This window comes from Bacillus sp. Medicinal_06, assembly GCF_056711665.1.
The window spans coordinates 43,161-61,424 of sequence record NZ_JBWYHD010000015.1 but is presented as its reverse complement, the minus strand read 5'-3'; the positions used below and the strand labels follow the sequence as shown (position 1 = coordinate 61,424).

The window sequence follows — 18,264 nt, the reverse complement described above, 5'->3', positions numbered from 1 at the left end:
TAGAAAATCTTCCTTCATTAGTAATGGAAGAAACTCGAAGTTTAGTCAACTGACAAAGATAGGAAATTATAGCGTGATCATTAAATAAAAGGGGGAGAAAGCCATGTTAGGAAAATTAGGTGAATTAAAAGAAGGATATAATGTATTAACAGAAATGAACGGTCAGTGCAGTGATATGTTAATGGACATCGGCATTTATAAGATGTCTTATGGAAAAGAAGAGTTACTATTAGATAAAAAGAATGAAACGGCGGTTCTTTTACTAGAAGGGACAATACGTTTAGAGTGGGAAGGAAATGTACAAGAGATTCAAAGACAGTCTGTTTTTGAGGAAAATCCTTGGTGTTTGCATGTGGCAAAAAATGTAAAGGTTACAATTACTGCTCTTTCAGACAGTGAAGTGCTTATTCAAAAAACGGATAATGATAAAGAATTTGTGTCTAAGTTGTATACTCCAAATGATTGTCAAAGTGTTGTAGCTGGAGAAGGGGTATGGGAGGGAACTGCACAACGCGTTATTCGCACAATTTTTGACTATGGCAATGCAGCATACTCTAACATGGTAGTAGGAGAAGTTATTTCTTATCCAGGAAGATGGTCCAGTTATCCGCCGCATCACCATGATCAACCAGAGGTATATTATTACCGCTTTAACAAGCAACAAGGATTTGGTTGTGCAATGGTTGGCGAGGATGCTTATCGCGTCGTACATAATAGCTTTATTACGATTCCAGGTGAGCTAGACCATCCACAAGCAACGGCGCCTGGCTATGCAATGTATTTTTGTTGGATGATTCGACATCTTGAGAATAATCCATGGAACGATCGTATTATGGAGGAAGACCACAAGTGGTTATTAGAAACAAACGCGAAAATTTGGCCAGAAAAGGAATAGACGAAAATAAAGGTTCTGGTGCAAAAATAAATTATAAAAAAGTAGGAACTGCGACGTTTATAAAAAGGTTACGATGCTTTGCCCCTTTGGATCTGTTTATCTAAAGGGGTGTTTTTATAGTGAAAAGAAAATCTGAACGGAAAGGCGGATCAAGAAACCCTTGAGTAGCAATAAAGTTATTCTAAACTAAACATTATATATAGATACATTTATTATTTGACCCAGTACCAGCGTTGCTGTAACCAGGGACAAAGTAATTTAATTTGTAAAAGAACGAACGTTTTGGACTAAACTTAATTTTAAAGGTAAATTTTATTTCGTTTTTGAAACATGATTTCATCTTACCTTGTTGGTGATGGGAAACGGCCGACAAAATGATTATATGAACCAATCTAATTGCCTCTAGTTGTTGAGAAGTATTGCAGGATATCCTGTACAACCTTGCTTTGAATGTCACTATGATGTTGAAAGTGCACCAATTCAAAGGACCAGAAGTGACATACTGTAGTCTCTCCATTTTCAATCCATGGTTGTGTTTCTTTGTGGTTTCCAGTCACATCTATTTGTTCAGATGTGTTTGTCTCAAAAATTGCGTTTGTTCACATATTTTTTGTTGTAACAGTAAAGCAAAAATATGTTGTAAAAATAAAACTGCTTTTGCATTTAAACGTTTATTTAAGCCCTCAGGGCTGAGTAAAGTACCAGTAGCTGCATGAAGCCTGCTACATAATCGGACTAAGGAATCACTTGTCACCCTTTGACTGATCCAAATACAAATGGTAGCTAAATCTGAGCCAAAAAACTTACGTTTTCGTTTTATAAATCCGATTTCTCTTGCAAGTTCTTCTAAGAATACAGGTGTAACATATCGTTGTAATTCTTCTGCAAATGGTAGTAGTTCATCTTGAATCGAGGGATTCATAAGAAAACGCCATCCTTTCCAATCTAGCATTTTTAGAAAGAATAACGTTTTTCGATATTTGAGGGTATTAAAATTTCTAAAATTGATGGGCATGTATGGTGACCCCTAATTACAAATGAAAGTGTCCTATTAATATTTCAAAAAATACCTAATCCCATCCTCCTGCTATATTTTTAGTTAACCCCCTTGACTATAACGCTACGTCATAGTGCATAATTTTAACTATATTAAATAAGGAGTGAAAGAAATGAATATAAAATCATTACGCTCAGATAAAATATATCGAAAAATTTTACAAGCTCCAAAAGAGGAAAAGGTTGAGTTATACAGACAAGAAATGTTGGCTCCGTTTATGGGGAAATGGGAAATTCAACATGTTCCTTTTAAGACTGAGGAGCCAAATGTTTTTGATGTTATTACATTGAATAATATAATGAGCATTTCTCCTAATCAGATTACAAATGAGATTACACCAGAATTAGAATTGATTTCGTCTGATTCTTTTTGGTCTGAGTGTAAAGAAGTTGTTAGGAAAAGCCTTCATTTATTTAGAGAGCATGATGTGAACCTTCGTGTATCCGATTACTTATTCACGATTCTATTAGGGGATCCAAATAGCCCTTCATTAATGTTAAATGAAGGATATAGTGGTGATGGAGGTATCCCTGGCTATATTTTGTGTACACTTGTGCCAAATGAATACACAATACCTCGAATGAAAGCTGCTTTAGCACATGAATGTAATCATAACGTTCGATATCAATTTATTCAGTGGGACCATACTGTTACTTTAGGTGAATTAATTGTTAGTGAAGGGTTAGCAGAAAACTTTGCTACTTCTATTTTTGGAGAGGATCTACTCGGTCCTTGGGTATCGAAAACAACTATGGAAATGCTTAATAGACATATTAAACCTGTGCTCAAGGAACAATTACAATTAACAGGATTTGATAAAATTGCACCGTATCTTTATGGTGACGAATTAGCAAAAATTCAAAACTATATGCCAGTCAATATGTCTTATGCTGCTGGTTATGCCTGTGGATACCATTTAATTAAATACTATTTAGAAAAAACAGGTAAAAATATCTTTGAAGCCACAATAATTCCTGCCAATCTAATATTAGATGAAATAAAAGGATTTTGGGATGAAGAAACAATTATTAACGGTTAAAGATATTGTTCAAATTACAGGCATAACAAAAAGAACCTTACAATATTATGATAAAATAAATTTATTAAAGCCAATTCACTTAACAGAAAATGGTTATCGACTCTATGATAGGAAAAGTTTAGCAAAACTTCAAATGATTCTATTTTTTAAGGAACTGGACTTTTCTCTAAAGGAAATTGCGGATATTTTGAAACTTACGAGAGAAGAACAGCAACAATTATTAAAGAAGCATAACCAAACTTTATTGTTAAAAAAACAACGTTTAGAAACAGTTATTACTGCGGTGGATGAGTATGTATCAGGAAAGGATATCTACAATTTAAATATTTTTAATAATTCATCCATTTTACCATTACAAGAACAATATGCTCATGAGGCGAAATTCATCTATGGTGAAACAGAAAAATACAAAGAATTTGAGGGGAAACTGAAAAAACTCTCTCCTAGTGGAAAAACGAACTTATTTCATGAATTCGAACAAAAAATGGAAAGAATATTTACAAAAATCGCTTCCTATATTAATCAATCACCTACTTCCGATGAAGTACAGCAATTAATTGTAGAGTGGAAGAGTTATCTCGAACAATCTATTGTATGTGACTCTGAAATGTTGACATGTATTGCAAATACGTATAAATTTGATAATCGCTTCAAAAATTACATAAATCAATTTAGTAATGAAGACTTAGCTGAATTTTTATATAACGCTATTATACATTATACCAATAAACAGAAGCGTTAATTTCATACTTTTATAATACAACATATAAATAAAAGATGGTGTTAATTGAAATTTTACACCATCTTTTTAAATAACTTTATTGTCACTGCACACTTTGTGTATTAAAATGAGAGTTTATATTTTTGTGTTACTGAACAAATAGGGGACATCAAAAACTATTAGGTCCATTAATTCACTTTTATTTAGTTTACATAAGATAAATTATCGGTAGTGATTTGGTGTATTAAAACATCATATCAAAATGAATAGGTATCTTATGTTATTGAGATGAAAAAGAAGAAATTTTTCCTTTTTAAATTATGTGTATAAATAACATTATAATTAGACTTTTCTAGTATGCGTGCTGGACAATTATTTAAATAAGGCTTAATATCGTGAGATTAAATTCTCTTTAAGTGCTAGTATTTATTTTGAATTAAACTTTGTTCATATCTCATAATGAAGAGTATTCTTATGTTTTGAGATATAAGAGAAAAATACTAATTTATGCGCCTCCCCTTCTTTATCATTTTCCGACAGAAGACTCCTTCCTCAAAAATGTGAAGGTGTGAAAACACCAATTTTAGGTGGGAGATGAATGTCGATAGGCGTAAGCCTACTGTTTTTAGTATACTGTAGGTATCCTACGAAAAAAGTGAGGTGCAACCCATGTTAGTAAATAAGACATATAAATTTCGTATCTATCCAAATAAGGTACAAGAAATAGTAATTGCTAAAACTATCGGTTGCAGTCGCTTTATATTTAACTATTTTCTTACTCTCTGGAATGACACCTATAAAGAAACAGGAAAAGGATTAACCTATCCTTTTTGCTCTGCCGAGCTTACTCAATTAAAAAAGCAACAGGATACACTTTGGTTAAAAGAAGTAGATAGTATTGCTCTTCAATCCACATTAAAAAACCTCGCAGATGCTTTTTCACGTTTTTTCAAGAAACAAAATGATATTCTACGATTCAAATCTAAAAACAATAAGGTTCAATCCTACACAACCAAGCAAACGAACGGTAATATTGCGATTATAGATAACAAGCTGATTACTTACATAAACTCTCTACTGAAATCATCAAAAACCACGATGTCATCGGTATAGAAGACTTACAAGTCAGTAACCTGCTCAAAAATGGAAAGCTTGCAAAAGCAATTAGTGAAGTATCTTGGTCACAATTTCGAACAATGTTGGAATATAAGGCAAAATGGTATGGCAAACAAGTTGTTGTGGTATCTAAAACATTTGCTTCCAGTCAGTTATGTTCCAATTGTGGATACAAAAACAAAGATGTTAAAAATCTAATAATTCGTGAGTGGGATTGCCCTTCTTGTGGCACACATCACGATAGAGATAGGAATGCAGCACTCAATCTGAGAAACGAAGCAATTCATCTCTTAACCGTAGGAACTACGGGGATAGCCTAATCCATTAGAGTTCGATAGAACTCTGTACTTAGGAATCTCCCACTTCAAACAGTCCGTAAGGACGTTAAGTGGTGAGTAGTTCAAAAAATTAACAATAATTTTCCATCGTTGGACTAGAGTTATATTTGGATATATATATTAAAAAAGGAACCCACATGGGGTCCCTTTTTTAACTTTCACTCTTTTTCAAAAGGTGCATATTTGCACTATATTTATTACTTGTTTGCTTATAGTTTTGATAAGTCTATATTGGTTTCTTCGTTAATATGATCGCAATGTTGTAAATAAGTACTATAATAGCTGCTAGAATTATATTTAATTATCGATTAAACAAGGGTTTAATGTAGAGTTCTCAATTCCTATATTCCCCTCTTCTATTTTGCATTGTTGTAGAAAGATATGAGTTTCACTTTATAACCTGTTTGCAATATTTACACGTACTACGCCTCCGGTAATAATAAGCAATCGTAGCACCAAACAGAGCGATTCCCCAAGTTGGCCATAATAACTCAGGACCTTCCAATGCCCATCCCCTATGATCCAGCCCCCCTTTAGTAATAAAACTTAGGATGTACATCAAACCAGCTGAAGTAACCATAATAGAAAACAAGGAAGCAGGAACAATTGCTAAGGAAAGAGGTACACGCTTGCCAGCAATAAATGGAAACCAAAGTGGAAATTTTTCTCTCCATTGCTGAATAAGTCCAAGCGTAAGAATTGCCCCTCCGAGCGCTACGGTAGCCAAGGATGCACCCATTAACCAAATTCCAGGTGAATCACGTTCAAAAGAATCAAGTAATTCTTTTGTAGTTCCTAGTGGAATGCCGATTGTCCAACACTATCTTGTTATGGAATAACAAATAGGAATTATAATAGCAATGTACGTACACCATTTTCCCCAAGATGCTGCTGAGGATTGTGATGTCCATTTAGAAGGATTACTATTTTGGCCACAATACGGACAAGCATTTCATGTTTGGCGTTGATAGACTAAAGCAGTAGCACTCCATAGAAATACTCCTAGCATACTAATATATTGATTTACAATCGTCCAGTACATTATCTGTTCAAAAAATTTCACTCCATGCGGAAAATCAAATGGCGCTTCAATCAAAAAGACAAATCCATATGCTGCAGACGCCAATACACGGTAGTCAATAACTGCAAATAATAGAATCGCTACTAACATATACACAAATATGAGTAATACTATTCGTAAAAAAACCTTGCTCCAGCCACGAATCATCATGACAGCTATAATGACTCCCATTACTCCAAATCTAGCCATCATAGGTGCACCGATCTCAGGGCTTAAAGCAGCTAGCATTGAGTATTCAGATTGTGGATCCCCTATCCCAAGTGGAAAACCTTTCCCTAAAACAATCTAAGTATTAGATTTTTCCTATATTTTTAATAATCCTATTTAGTTTTTTGTAAAATTCACCTTTTGTTTTTACATGCTTAAACTGATTTGGATTAATATGAGCTTTTTGAGAGAGTGCTACAATCTCTTCTTTTGTAATTGAATCTTTAGTATTTATAGCTGCTATATTTGTATATTTTCCATCTTCTGTTTTTGGAATTTCTAAAATCCCTTTATTTATGAGATTCACTACAGCCTTATGCTCTGAAGAATGTGTATCTACACCGGTAATTTTCCAATTATGCATAACTTTTGGTGTGTATACACCATCCTTTACCTCTTTTAAATATGTAATAGCAAGGTTACGAATGATTCCACCTGTTTCACCAAATGCATTCTCTTGTTTAGATGACCAAATCTGTTCAAACTTACGTCCCTCTAAAGCCCCTCCTTTTGCTTGAAGAGCCTCCATTCTATATGCATTCATTCCCAGAGTCATAACATCGCTCATTTTGATTGGTTTATTTGTACGAATAGATCGTAAATTTGTAATTCGACTTCCATATGGTTTTGTTAAGTCAATTTCGTATTTCACGCCTCCAAAGAAGTCGTTCGTACTGTATTTAGACGCACGGCGTGTTTTATCAAAGCTAACTGTTACATCTCCGGCACGAGATGAGTTAAAATAACCCGCCGTCCACTCCATATAATCTTTTAAATCTTTTCCAGTTATCTTATATACTGTAATTTCTCCCAAAGCATATTGGTAATTATACGCAATATCTTTCTTCTTAATAGGACCTACATCTAAACGTGCATAATCGTTATCAATTTGATGGGCTACTACATCTGCTTTGCTGTAATAGAGCATGACTTCATGAAAAAAATCTGATAAAGGTGTCTCTTGAATTTGCACACTTGGAATACCCTTTATTTCATTTTCAGGAACAAGATTTCTACCCTTTAATTGAGCAACTACAACATTTGCATCTCCTCTCGCATACTCGTGAAAAGGTGTTAGTGTTGCTTCAAGTGCAGGATCAGATAATACCGTTGTTCCATCAGCATTTTTTACAGGTAAAGCGGTAGCTATTTTATCTTTTAAAACCAGCTTCCCATCTTGCTTTGTAAAAGTAAGGTCAATACGTGAGATATGCGTTCCATATTTGTCTGGTTCTGTAATAATAACACCATTTACAACTTCTTTTTTAACAAGTTTATGCATATGAGCTGCAAAAATAGCGCTTATTTCCGGACAAGCATTCGCAATATCTTGAACTCCAGTACCAGGGATTCCATTCTCATTTTCTAGTCCCATATGCATAACCCCTACCATTACATCTACTTTACCTTTTAATTCTTTAATTACCTTTTTTGTCTCTTCTACTGGATTTTTCACAACTAAACCAGCTAAATGATCTGTCCCTTTTTCAAAATCACTAATCATTGGTGTATTCATGCCAATAATCCCAACTTTAATTCCACCTTTTTCAACAATCGTATATGCAGGAAGAAAACGCTCTCCATTCTCCTTATAAATATTTCCTGCTAACGTCTTTCCCTTATATTGCTCACTAACTTTTTTCAATGTATCTAATCCAAAATTGAATTCATGATTTCCAAATGCCCAAGCATCATATCCCATTTCGTTCATTGCTACCATCATTGGAGACTGTGGCTTATCATTGAATAGTTCTACTGAGTTCCCTTGAATTGTATCTCCGGCATCTAATAATATGGTATTTGGATTTTCTTGACGCACCTTCTTTATAACCGTATAAAGCTGCGTTAAACTTCCACTCATATTAGCACCATCAAGTGCATAATCCCAAGGCATAAACCTACCATGAATATCTGCAGTACCCAATAATGTAATATTAACATCAGATTCCTCTGCTTTAGAGATAACTGGTTTGATTGTTATTGTTGCTCCAAGTAGTATAAAAATAATAAAATAACATACATGGCTCTTCCATCTCATTTTTGACATAATAACAATGTTTCTCCCCTTTTTGTACTGTTATATAATTTCTTGAACTTTAAAAATGTAACTTATTATTCGGAAAACTTCAACTGCAAAAAATAATTTTAAATATTTATAATCCCTATTATTGATCATCTAAATTACGAAAGGCGAGCCGATGACGGTTCGCCTGGTGTTTTTAACTTATTTAGCTAATAAATCTTTTAATTGATTAGCAGAAAGCCATGGTCTTTTGTGGTGTAACATACGGTGACAATTTGAACAAACAAGAACAGTATCCTCTACTTTAGTTACCTCATTTTTATTCTTTTCCGAAATAGGCTTCGTGTGATGACCTTCTATATACCCTTCATCAATATCGCCGTAATGCGCTTTCGATGTAGCCCATGAAATATAGAATCACTCACATACCCCTAGTAGTTGGCAATGCCTCCTCCTATGAAATTAATCCTGTATCTTTTGCTTTTTCCACGGCTTCTTCTCGATTTTTGACTCCCAGCTTGTCATAGAGGTTGGAGGCGTAATTTCTTACTGTGCCATTTGATAAATAAAGTTTCGAAGCGATTGTTTTATAACGGATTCCTTGTGATAATAGATTCAAAACTTCTAGTTCGCGTTTCGTTAAGCCATACTCTTTTCCATCTGACTTTGATTCGACTGACTTTGCCTCATTATTTCTTTCCCACAGTCTATGGAACAAATCTTGGTTAATCATCGTGCCTCCCCGATAGACGAGGCGAATCGATTCAGCCAGTTCACACGAATCCATCGATTTCAGCAAATAGCCGTCAGCGCCACTTCGTATAATTTCCTTTGCCCTTTCTGTATCCTGAAACGTTGACAGGATGAGGACGCGAATGTCAGGCCATTTTTCCTTGATTACTTTGGTCGCACGAATCCCATCCAGATTGGGCATCTCCAAATCCATTAATACTAAATCTGGATTGAGGCTTTCGCACAATTCTACAGCCTGATTTCCATCTTCAGCCATTCCCACTACCTGCAAGTCTTCTTGTCCATCCAAAATTGTATGGAGACTTTCTCGAATAAACGAGTGATCATCGACGATACATAAGCGGATTCGTTCTTCGGACAATTGTGCTAGTCTGGGTAACACACATGAGATGAGCGTCCCCTCCCCTTTTTTGGAGTATATAGTGACTCTCCCTTGTAACTGTATCACACGGTCTTTCATCGTAGTTAATCCGAAGCCATCCTTCCATTCCTCCACCCCACAGCCATTATCTTGCACATCCAATCTCGTTTGTTGTGGCTCAAAATGTAGTGAAACAAGAATTTCGGTGGAGTTTCCATGTCGCACCGCATTCGTTAGCGATTCCTGCAAACTCCGATACAGCGTCATTTTTGATTGTTTGGAGACCATATACTCTTCCCCTATTATTCGAATGCGCACATTTACTTTTGCATGTTTCTGGAATTCCTCTGTTAATTGTTGCAACGTAACAGTTAAGGGAAGTGATTCTTGGGGTGAATCCATTTGATGTAAATACGTTCTCACTTCTTCCATACTGTTACGGGCCAATTGCAATAATGAGTCGAGCTTTTGCTCTCCATCTTTAGTCTTTAATTCCGTACGTAATGTTTCCATTCCCATAATAATCGAGGTATAGGAATGCCCCATCGTATCGTGCAAATCTTTGGAGAGCCTGTCACGCTCCTCCAACAAAGTAATCCGTTCAATCTGAGATACGTACTGTTCCAATACATGCTTCTGGTTACGAATAACTTCATTTTGACGGTAATTGACAACAAGTAAACGAAAGGAAGATCCCATAGCAAAAGCCAAACCGAGTTGTATGATAATTACCCATAACTCTATTCCATGGGTAATTATTGCAATGAGTAACGGAAACAAAATAACTGTGACAGCACCCGACCAACGGTATGATTTATGGGCACTATTTGCCGCAATCATGAAAGTCGGCATTAAAAAAGCAAGGTATGCTGACGGAAATAATAAAGTTAAGTAAAAGCTTACTCCGCCAAACAAAGCTATCTCAGTAAACAGATAATGGCGATAACTGAACATTAAACAAATCCAAGGTACTGAAAATGAGGCCACTTCCCAAAGAATAATGATCCAAAGTGGCACAGTCAAATGGTCTTGGTGTTGAATAGTAGTTAACATCAATGATAGCCAGATGATAAAACGTATACAAAGTAATATCCAATCATACCAGAACCATTCTTTCAAGCTCTTAAACAAATTATCACCCCTTAATAGCCTTAAACATGGAACACGTGTACATTCCAACTATTTGAACTAAGCTGCTTCCAATACGAATGCGTAACCAGACGAGAATGCACCCAGCAATCATGACAAATATAGCTTTCTCCCATGAATTCACAGCGATTCCCAATAAGTATATCTCAAAATATTGAAATAGTAATGGTGCAAAGATAAATGCAAGCGGAGCTACGTACAATATAACGGCACTTATAAGGCTAAACACTCCAACAAAAAATTTCTGCATGAGCCAAAAAATAGCCCTCCAATTACTACTATTAAGAATCGTTACTCTCGCTTTAATCCATCTATCCCCTCCACTTTCTGTCCTTGTTAAGATTGGCTCTATCGATATATCTGTATAAATTTTCGTCTGAATGCGTTCATACTGGACAAACGTGTGAGCTGTTTGTAACACACTCGCCAACAAGGGAATACCCACGAAGATAACCGTCATCACCAACGCAATTGTAATGCTGACCAAATAGAAACAAAAGTAAAACAATCCAGATCCGAAGGTAAACAACAAAAAGTAAAAATCTTGCAAAATTTTTTGAGATGATGTTTTCGTCATTAGATTCTCTCCTCCTCTTTCTTTGCTATTACGTTAAGAGCCGCCCTTCGATTTTAACCATTCGTCTGTCACATACGGTAGTGTCAAAGTGTCATGATTTGTAAGTCATGACTATCAAAACAGCCGTACCCCCCTATTTTTCATGGTCTATATAAATCTGACAAAAAGTCACTAGCTACTATGACTTGCTGCTTGCTACACTCAGTGCATACACTGACGAGCTGACAACTCGTTGTGCTAACAAGAAAATTTCAGTCAAACAAAGGAGTGCACGAAAAATGAAAAAACAATCAATAAATTGGGCCTCATGGCAATTCTGCTTACTTCTACAAGCATGATTTCTGCGTGTTCCCAACAATCATTAGAAGTTGGAAAATCAAAACCATCAACATCCACAACGGATATCAAAATGACGAAAGCACCTAGTAAAAAAAAGAAGTAGAATCTTTTGCTGATCTGTTATTTGAGGAAAAAATGAAGAAGTTCAATGTGAACGGTTCAAGTTTTGTCGTCGTCCATGATGGAAAAGTCGTCGTCAATAAAGGGTATGGTTATGCAGATAAAGAAAAGAAAATCCCCGTCGGGACACGGTCTTTCAAATTGCTTCAGTCTCGAAAACATTTACTGCCTTAGACGTGATGCAACAAGTCGATAAAGGAAAGCTCAAACTAGATGAAGATGTACAACGATATCTTGGTGGATTAAAAATCCCCAATCAAACAGGAAAACCTCTCACCCTGTTTGATATGCTAACTTATACTAGCGGCGTAGATTTTCCAGATATCACCACAATTACCGGACCGGAATATGTTGATCAAAATATATCGATGAAGGAGTTTTTCTCTAAAAATATACCAACGGTAGTACGGCCGCCCGGCGAAGCTTATACGTATGACAAAAAGAAAATATGTTATTGCTAGGTAAAAAACGCTATTTTACTAATTAAAATAGCGTTTTTTAAACTTTGAATAAGCAATTCTCTATAGCAATCGAATTTCTACTATTTAATATTGTTTTGAAGCTGATCTAAAAACTAGTTTGCTGCACTAGAAAATACTTGATGTTTTTTCCAGATGATATTTAAATTTGCTTCTAATCTGGGGATTAATAGTTTAAAGCAAAGTTTGCTGTATTCATTGTTTAATGGTTAATATGCTATTCCCTTTCAAGTAAAATTGCACCCGCGATTCCTGGATGTGTCATTTCGTATGGGTCTAGAATTAAATCTAGCTCCTCCTCTGTTAACACATCATACTTTAGGCATAGTTCTCTTATCGGAGCTCCACTTAAAATTGCCTCTTTGGCAATGCGGGCAGCAACCTCGTACCCAATATGGGGATTAACCGCTGTAATGACACCCACACTATTTTCTACATATTCTTTCAAACGTTCTTCATTTGCCTTGATTCCCTTTAAGCAGTGATTTGTGAAAACACGGAAAGCATTATCCATAATGCTTATAGACTGAAACAGGTTAAATACAAGGACTGGCTCCATAACATTTAGTTCCAGCTGACCCGCCTCTGATGCAAGGCAAATAGTATGGTCATTACCAATCACTTGGAACGCTACTTGGTTAATCACCTCTGCCATCACTGGATTTACTTTACCAGGCATGATGGATGAACCCGGCTGACGTGCCGGTAACGTAATTTCCCCCAATCCAGCTCTAGGGCCAGATGCCATTAAACGTAAATCATTCGCGAATTTTGACATATTCATCATGCATACTTTCAATGCAGCGGATACCTCTGTATAGGCATCCGTACTTTGCGTTGCATCGACTAGATGCTCAGCACCAACAAGTGGTAATTCACTAATTTCAGCGAGATATTTGACAACCAGTTTAATATAACGAGTGTCTGCATTTAATCCTGTACCGACTGCTGTCGCTCCCATGTTCAATTCATATAAATGTTGGCTGGATTGCTTAATACGCTTAATATCACGTTCAATCATGCGTCCATATGCTTCAAATTCCTGACCAAGACGAATTGGTACAGCATCTTGAAGGTGGGTGCGGCCCATTTTGATTACATGATTGAATTCTTGTGCTTTTTGTTGGAACACGCTGTGCATATCGGCCATTGTTTTCAGTAATTTTTCAAGAAGATTCAACACTGCGATATGAATTGCTGTAGGAAATGCGTCGTTTGTAGATTGAGACATATTCACATGAGTATTAGGACTGCAATGGAAGTAGTCTCCTTTTTCTTTCCCTAGTAATTCAATGGCACGATTGGCAATGACTTCATTTACATTCATATTTATTGATGTCCCGGCTCCGCCTTGAATAGGATCTACGATAATTTGATCATGCCATTTCCCTTTCATCATTTCATCTGCCGCTTTTACAATAGCTTCTCCAATTCCTGAATATAGGCGTTTAACGTCCATGTTTGCTTGTGCTGCTGCTTTTTTCACCATAGCCATTGCTTTAATTAATTCTTCATGTATTCTAAATCCTGTGATTGGAAAATTTTCAACAGCACGTAGAGTTTGAATTCCGTAATAGGCCTTGATAGGTACTTCCTTTGATCCTAAAAAATCCTTCTCAACTCGCATGTGCTCTTTTGTAATTGACATATTAATTTCTCTCCTCTATAAAATGCAAAATCCTAGAAAGATAGATAGAATCATTACCAATCCTTATCAGATGGAAGCGTTAAATCACTTGCTAAAGGGGTTTCAATGATCTCTTTGACCTCTTCTAATTTATCAGTTTGTCCAAGTGTCCACATCAGTTTCGCCATGATGGCTTCCGTATTCATATCTCCAGATAATATTACTCGATGCTGTGCTACCTTTTGTCCTACTTCATAGAGAAGTATATCTTCTCCTTCTTCCAAGCACTGAGTTGTGATCACTATAGCAATTCCCTCTTCAGTAAGCTCTTGAATTTTTGAAAGCAAGTTCCTTCCTTCAAAAGGTAATCCGCCGTTACCAAAGCTTTCAATAATAATTCCTTTATACAAACCTTTTAGACAATCAAATATCTCTGGCTTTGTACCTGGATACAATTTCATAAGAAAAACATCTGTACATAAACTAGTATTTACCGAGAGCTTATTACTAGTAGACATTGGCTTCCAATGATATCTAACTTCATTTTCATTTACATCGGCAACATATGGATAATTCACACTTTCAAACGCATCATAACTTTTGGTTCGCATTTTAACGGCTCTTGTCCCAATAATGACCCGACCATCAAAAACAATGAACACACCGCCAATATCCTCACAGGAAAATCTCAGGGCATCAGCTACATTTTTCCTTGCGTCTGTTTTTTTAAAACTGATAGGGACTTGTGAGCCTGTTAAAACAACCGGTTTTCTTAGACCTTGAAGCATATAAGAAAGCGCAGAAGATGTATAGGCTAATGTATCTGTCCCATGTGTAATCACAAATCCGTCATAATAATCATAATGGTGAAAAACAGCATTAGCCATTTCTACCCAATTCTCAGGCTGCATATTGGTACTGTCAATGTTCATTAAGATTTTGCAATCAATTTCTATGTTTGGGGATGACTTAGAGAAATAATGCAACAATTCCTCAGCAGCTAATCCTGGAACGAGCCCTTCGTTTCCCTCCACTGAAGCAATCGTTCCACCAGTTGCGAGTATTAAAATTTTCTTCATACATAAAACCTCCACAGAATAAATAACTGTATATCGTTCGCGAAATGCGTATTTATACTTATCATTATAGAACTTAATTTGGAATAATCAAGGTTTTGTATTCTATACGCGTACTTTTTTCTATTCTTGGTTATTTTTCTATGTTATAATTGATTCAACAAAAATAGATGGGGTATGAGACGAATGCTGGAACGTTTATCTGAATTAAGAAAAAATCAAAAATGGTCCTTACAAGATACAGCAGATCGACTTGGGATTGCGAAAAGTACCTATGCTGGGTATGAAAATGGTTACAGAATGCCTTCATTACAATCTTTATCCAAAATAGCAGATTTATTTGATACATCAGTAGATTATATATTGGGTCGAACTGAATATCTGCAAAAGAAAATAGGTGTTGTTGAGATTACAAAGATATTGAAAGATTCTAACCATACACTTTCCATAGACGGAGAATCATTATCTACAGAAGAAATAATTGAATTTATAGCTTTTGTGAGGAGTAAAAGAGAATTAAAAGCTGGAAGAATAGAAGAGCTTTTATCTACGATTGAAAATAATTGAACTACTCACCACTTAACGTCCTTACGGACAGTTTGAAGTGGGAGATTCCTAAGTACAGAGTTCTATCGAACTCTAATGGATTAGGCTATCCCTGTAGTTCCTACGGTTAAGAGATGAATTGCTTCGTTTCTCAGATTGAGTGCTGCATTCCTATCTCTATCGTGATGTGTGCCACAAGAAGGGCAATCCCACTCATGAATTATTAGATTTTTAACATCTTTGTTTTTGTATCCACAATTGGAACATAACTGACTAGAAGCAAACGTTTTAGATACCACAACAACTTGTTTGCCATACCATTTTGCTTTATATTCCAACATCGTTCGAAATTGTGACCAAGATACTTCACTAATTGCTTTTGCAAGCTTTCCATTTTTGAGCAGGTTACTGACTTGTAAGTCTTCTATACCGATGACATCGTGGTTTTTGATGATTTCAGTAGAGAGTTTATGTAAGTAATCAGCTTGTTATCTATAATCGCAATATTACCGTTCGTTTGCTTGGTTGTGTAGGATTGAACTTTATTGTTTTTAGATTTGAATCGTGGAATATCATTTTGTTTCTTGAAAAAACGTGAAAAAGCATCTGCGAGGTTTTTTAATGTGGATTGAAGAGCAATACTATCCACTTCTTTTAACCAAAGTGTATCCTGTTGCTTTTTTAATTGAGTAAGCTCGGCAGAGCAAAAAGGATAGGTTAATCCTTTTCCTGTTTCTTTATAGGTGTCATTCCAGAGAGTAAGAAAATAGTTAAATATAAAGCGACTGCAACCAATAGTTTTAGCAATTAATATTTCTTGTACCTTATTTGGATAGATACGAAATTTATATGCCTTATTTACTAACATGGGTTGCACCTCACTTCTTTCGTAGGATACCTACAGTATACTAAAAAAGTAGGCTTACGCCTACCGACATTCATCTCCCACCTAAAATTGGTGTTTTCACACCTTCACATTTTTGAGGAAGGAGTCTTCTGTCGGAAAACAATAAAATAAAAAAGATATGATGCTTTATTTTTTTCAATCGAAGGATTCTAAAGCGATTGCGTAAAAATTATTTAAATGGACATCAAAACAGTAAGGGAAAATACGAATCTGTCTCTTCTGTAGAAGGCATTTCAAAAAAATTATGTAACATCAAAAAGATGACTTCTGTATTCAACAGAAGTCATCTTTTTTAATTTTGATTGATATCTATGTTACTCCATTATCGATATAATTATTAATAGTATTTCCTCTGACTATTATCTCGCCATTTTATCATGTGCTTTTGAAATTTTTTCCTCATTTAAATTACTGTGCTTCATCGAATAAACAAAATATATTACTGCTCCAATAGTGATCCAAATACTGAAGTACACCCATGTTCTTAATGGTAAATTTAGCATTAAGAACACACAACATACAATTGAAATGCTTGGTAATACGGGTACAAACGGCACCATAAATCCACGTTTTAAATTTGGGTGTGATTTACGGAGGATAATAACTGATACACTAACTAGCGCAAACGTTACTAAACCACCAATGTTAACTAAATTCGCTAATTCTTTTAAATCAATAAATCCAGCTATCACAGAGCTTCCTATTCCCGCTAATCCAATTGTAAAGGTTGGTGCTCCAGTCTTCTTATTAATCTTCGCAAGTGATTTTGGTAACAGTCCATCACGACTCATTGCAAAGAATACTCGTGTTGCAGCGTACATAGTCGAGAAAATAACAGCCATAAGGCCAATTACAGCCCCAGCAGCAATTACACCAGCGACTTTCCCTTGCCCTACAACTTCCATTACATAAGCCATTGCCTCAGGTACATTTAATTCTTTATAGGAAACCATCCCTGTCATAACAAGGCATACTATAATGTAAATAAGTGTACATATGATTAACGATACAATAATACCGATGGGAAGATTACGTTGTGGATCTTTTACTTCTTCTGCCGAAGTTGCTAATATATCGAAGCCCATAAAAGCGAAGAATACGGCTGCTCCACCAGCAAAAATCCCACTAAAACCGTATGGTGTAAATGGTATCCAGTTCTCTGGCTTTACATAGAATATACCAACTATAATAAATAATACAACCATTCCAATTTTAATTAGCACCATTATGTTATTGATACGTTTACTTTCCTTCGTACCACGCGATAACATCCATGTTAATATCAATGTAATGATTACAGCTGGTAGATTAACAATACCACCTTGTGATGGAATTGTTAATAGGGTTTTTGGTATCTCTAATCCAAATCCATTTATTAAATTGTGAAAATATCCCGTCCATCCACCAGCGACAGCCGCTGTTGCCACGATATATATTGAAAGTAACGTCCAACCTACTAAATGAGCCACAAACTCACCAATTGTTGCATAGGAGTACGTATATACACTACCTGACGTTGGGAGTGTAGAAGCAATTTCTGCGTAACATAATGCTATAAATGCACAAACAATCGCTGCAAGTACAAATGAAAAAATAACTGCTGGACCAGCATCTCTTGCTGCTACTAATCCAGTTAACACAAGAACTCCTGTTCCAATTATCGAGCCTATTCCTAACATAATTAAATCAAATGCTCCTAATGTTTTTGTTAAGGTCTTACTTTGATTATGCTCTAACAATTGTGTAACAGATTTCTTTTTTAATAACTTACTCATATTCTCTGTATCTCCTTTAAAAAATAAGGTATGTTTTTCTAATTCTTGTGGTATATATAAATTTACTTAGATATTAGC

Annotated in this window: 11 protein-coding genes and 6 pseudogenes; 6 read left to right on the top strand and 11 right to left on the bottom strand. The window is 35.6% G+C overall.

What is annotated here, in order from left to right; translation table 11 throughout:
* Positions 1-103: 103 nt before the first annotated feature.
* A complete protein-coding gene (locus AC1M36_RS24340) occupies positions 104-895 on the top strand; it encodes a 5-deoxy-glucuronate isomerase (RefSeq protein ID WP_336454370.1) in 792 nt (263 codons plus the stop codon).
* Between the two features lie 577 nt (positions 896-1,472).
* On the opposite strand, the pseudogene AC1M36_RS24335 reads toward AC1M36_RS24340, so the two are convergent.
* Positions 1,473-1,817: pseudogene (locus tag AC1M36_RS24335) on the bottom strand (IS4 family transposase); the annotation flags it as partial.
* 247 nt (positions 1,818-2,064) lie between these two features.
* Here AC1M36_RS24335 and AC1M36_RS24330 point away from each other — a divergent pair.
* The 3 genes and pseudogenes from AC1M36_RS24330 to AC1M36_RS24320 all read left to right on the top strand — a co-directional run bounded on the left by AC1M36_RS24330 (position 2,065) and on the right by AC1M36_RS24320 (position 5,148).
* A complete protein-coding gene (locus AC1M36_RS24330) occupies positions 2,065-2,991 on the top strand; it encodes a DUF2268 domain-containing putative Zn-dependent protease (RefSeq protein ID WP_479846292.1) in 927 nt (308 codons plus the stop codon).
* On the top strand, positions 2,966-3,733 hold the full coding sequence (locus AC1M36_RS24325; protein ID WP_336454368.1) for a MerR family transcriptional regulator: 768 nt from the start codon (positions 2,966-2,968) through the stop codon (positions 3,731-3,733). Before AC1M36_RS24330 ends, AC1M36_RS24325 begins: the two co-directional genes overlap by 26 nt.
* A 648-nt stretch (positions 3,734-4,381) precedes the next feature.
* A pseudogene (locus tag AC1M36_RS24320) lies at positions 4,382-5,148 on the top strand (RNA-guided endonuclease TnpB family protein).
* 406 nt (positions 5,149-5,554) lie between these two features.
* Here AC1M36_RS24320 and AC1M36_RS24315 read toward each other — a convergent pair.
* The 5 genes and pseudogenes from AC1M36_RS24315 to AC1M36_RS24295 all read right to left on the bottom strand — a co-directional run.
* Positions 5,555-6,523 (bottom strand): annotated as a pseudogene (locus tag AC1M36_RS24315) (hypothetical protein); the annotation flags it as partial.
* A 16-nt stretch (positions 6,524-6,539) separates the two neighbouring features.
* A complete protein-coding gene (locus AC1M36_RS24310) occupies positions 6,540-8,501 on the bottom strand; it encodes a bifunctional metallophosphatase/5'-nucleotidase (protein ID WP_479846291.1) in 1,962 nt (653 codons plus the stop codon).
* A 177-nt stretch (positions 8,502-8,678) separates the two neighbouring features.
* Positions 8,679-8,837, bottom strand: a complete 159-nt coding sequence (locus AC1M36_RS24305) for an HNH endonuclease (protein ID WP_336454469.1) — start codon at positions 8,835-8,837, stop codon at positions 8,679-8,681.
* A 94-nt stretch (positions 8,838-8,931) separates the two neighbouring features.
* Positions 8,932-10,722, bottom strand: coding sequence for a hybrid sensor histidine kinase/response regulator transcription factor (locus AC1M36_RS24300; RefSeq protein WP_336454466.1), 1,791 nt, complete (start codon positions 10,720-10,722; stop codon positions 8,932-8,934).
* 4 nt (positions 10,723-10,726) lie between these two features.
* Positions 10,727-11,317: a sensor domain-containing protein gene (locus AC1M36_RS24295; RefSeq protein WP_336454465.1), complete on the bottom strand. Its 591-nt coding sequence runs from the start codon at positions 11,315-11,317 to the stop codon at positions 10,727-10,729.
* A 307-nt stretch (positions 11,318-11,624) separates the two neighbouring features.
* Here AC1M36_RS24295 and AC1M36_RS24290 point away from each other — a divergent pair.
* Positions 11,625-12,213: pseudogene (locus AC1M36_RS24290) on the top strand (serine hydrolase domain-containing protein); the annotation flags it as partial.
* A 137-nt stretch (positions 12,214-12,350) separates the two neighbouring features.
* Here AC1M36_RS24290 and AC1M36_RS24285 read toward each other — a convergent pair.
* From AC1M36_RS24285 to AC1M36_RS24275, 3 genes and pseudogenes are all read right to left on the bottom strand, one after another.
* A pseudogene (locus tag AC1M36_RS24285) lies at positions 12,351-12,446 on the bottom strand (LysR family transcriptional regulator); the annotation flags it as partial.
* A gap of 26 nt (positions 12,447-12,472) precedes the next feature.
* Positions 12,473-13,903, bottom strand: coding sequence for an aspartate ammonia-lyase (aspA, locus tag AC1M36_RS24280; RefSeq protein WP_336454464.1), 1,431 nt, complete (start codon positions 13,901-13,903; stop codon positions 12,473-12,475).
* Positions 13,904-13,956: 53 nt separating this feature from the next.
* Positions 13,957-14,961: an asparaginase gene (locus tag AC1M36_RS24275; protein WP_336454463.1), complete on the bottom strand. Its 1,005-nt coding sequence runs from the start codon at positions 14,959-14,961 to the stop codon at positions 13,957-13,959.
* 183 nt (positions 14,962-15,144) lie between these two features.
* Here AC1M36_RS24275 and AC1M36_RS24270 point away from each other — a divergent pair, with 183 nt between their 5' ends.
* Positions 15,145-15,525 carry a helix-turn-helix domain-containing protein gene (locus AC1M36_RS24270; RefSeq protein ID WP_336454462.1) on the top strand — a complete coding sequence of 127 codons (381 nt, stop codon included), beginning with the start codon at positions 15,145-15,147 and terminating at the stop codon, positions 15,523-15,525.
* Positions 15,526-15,605: 80 nt separating this feature from the next.
* Here the strand turns inward: AC1M36_RS24270 and AC1M36_RS24265 are convergent.
* Together AC1M36_RS24265 and AC1M36_RS24260 are read right to left on the bottom strand one after the other, a co-directional pair.
* Positions 15,606-16,372: pseudogene (locus AC1M36_RS24265) on the bottom strand (RNA-guided endonuclease TnpB family protein).
* Positions 16,373-16,770: 398 nt separating this feature from the next.
* Positions 16,771-18,186 carry an amino acid permease gene (locus tag AC1M36_RS24260; protein ID WP_336454639.1) on the bottom strand — a complete coding sequence of 472 codons (1,416 nt, stop codon included), beginning with the start codon at positions 18,184-18,186 and terminating at the stop codon, positions 16,771-16,773.
* Between the last annotated feature and the right edge of the window lie 78 nt (positions 18,187-18,264).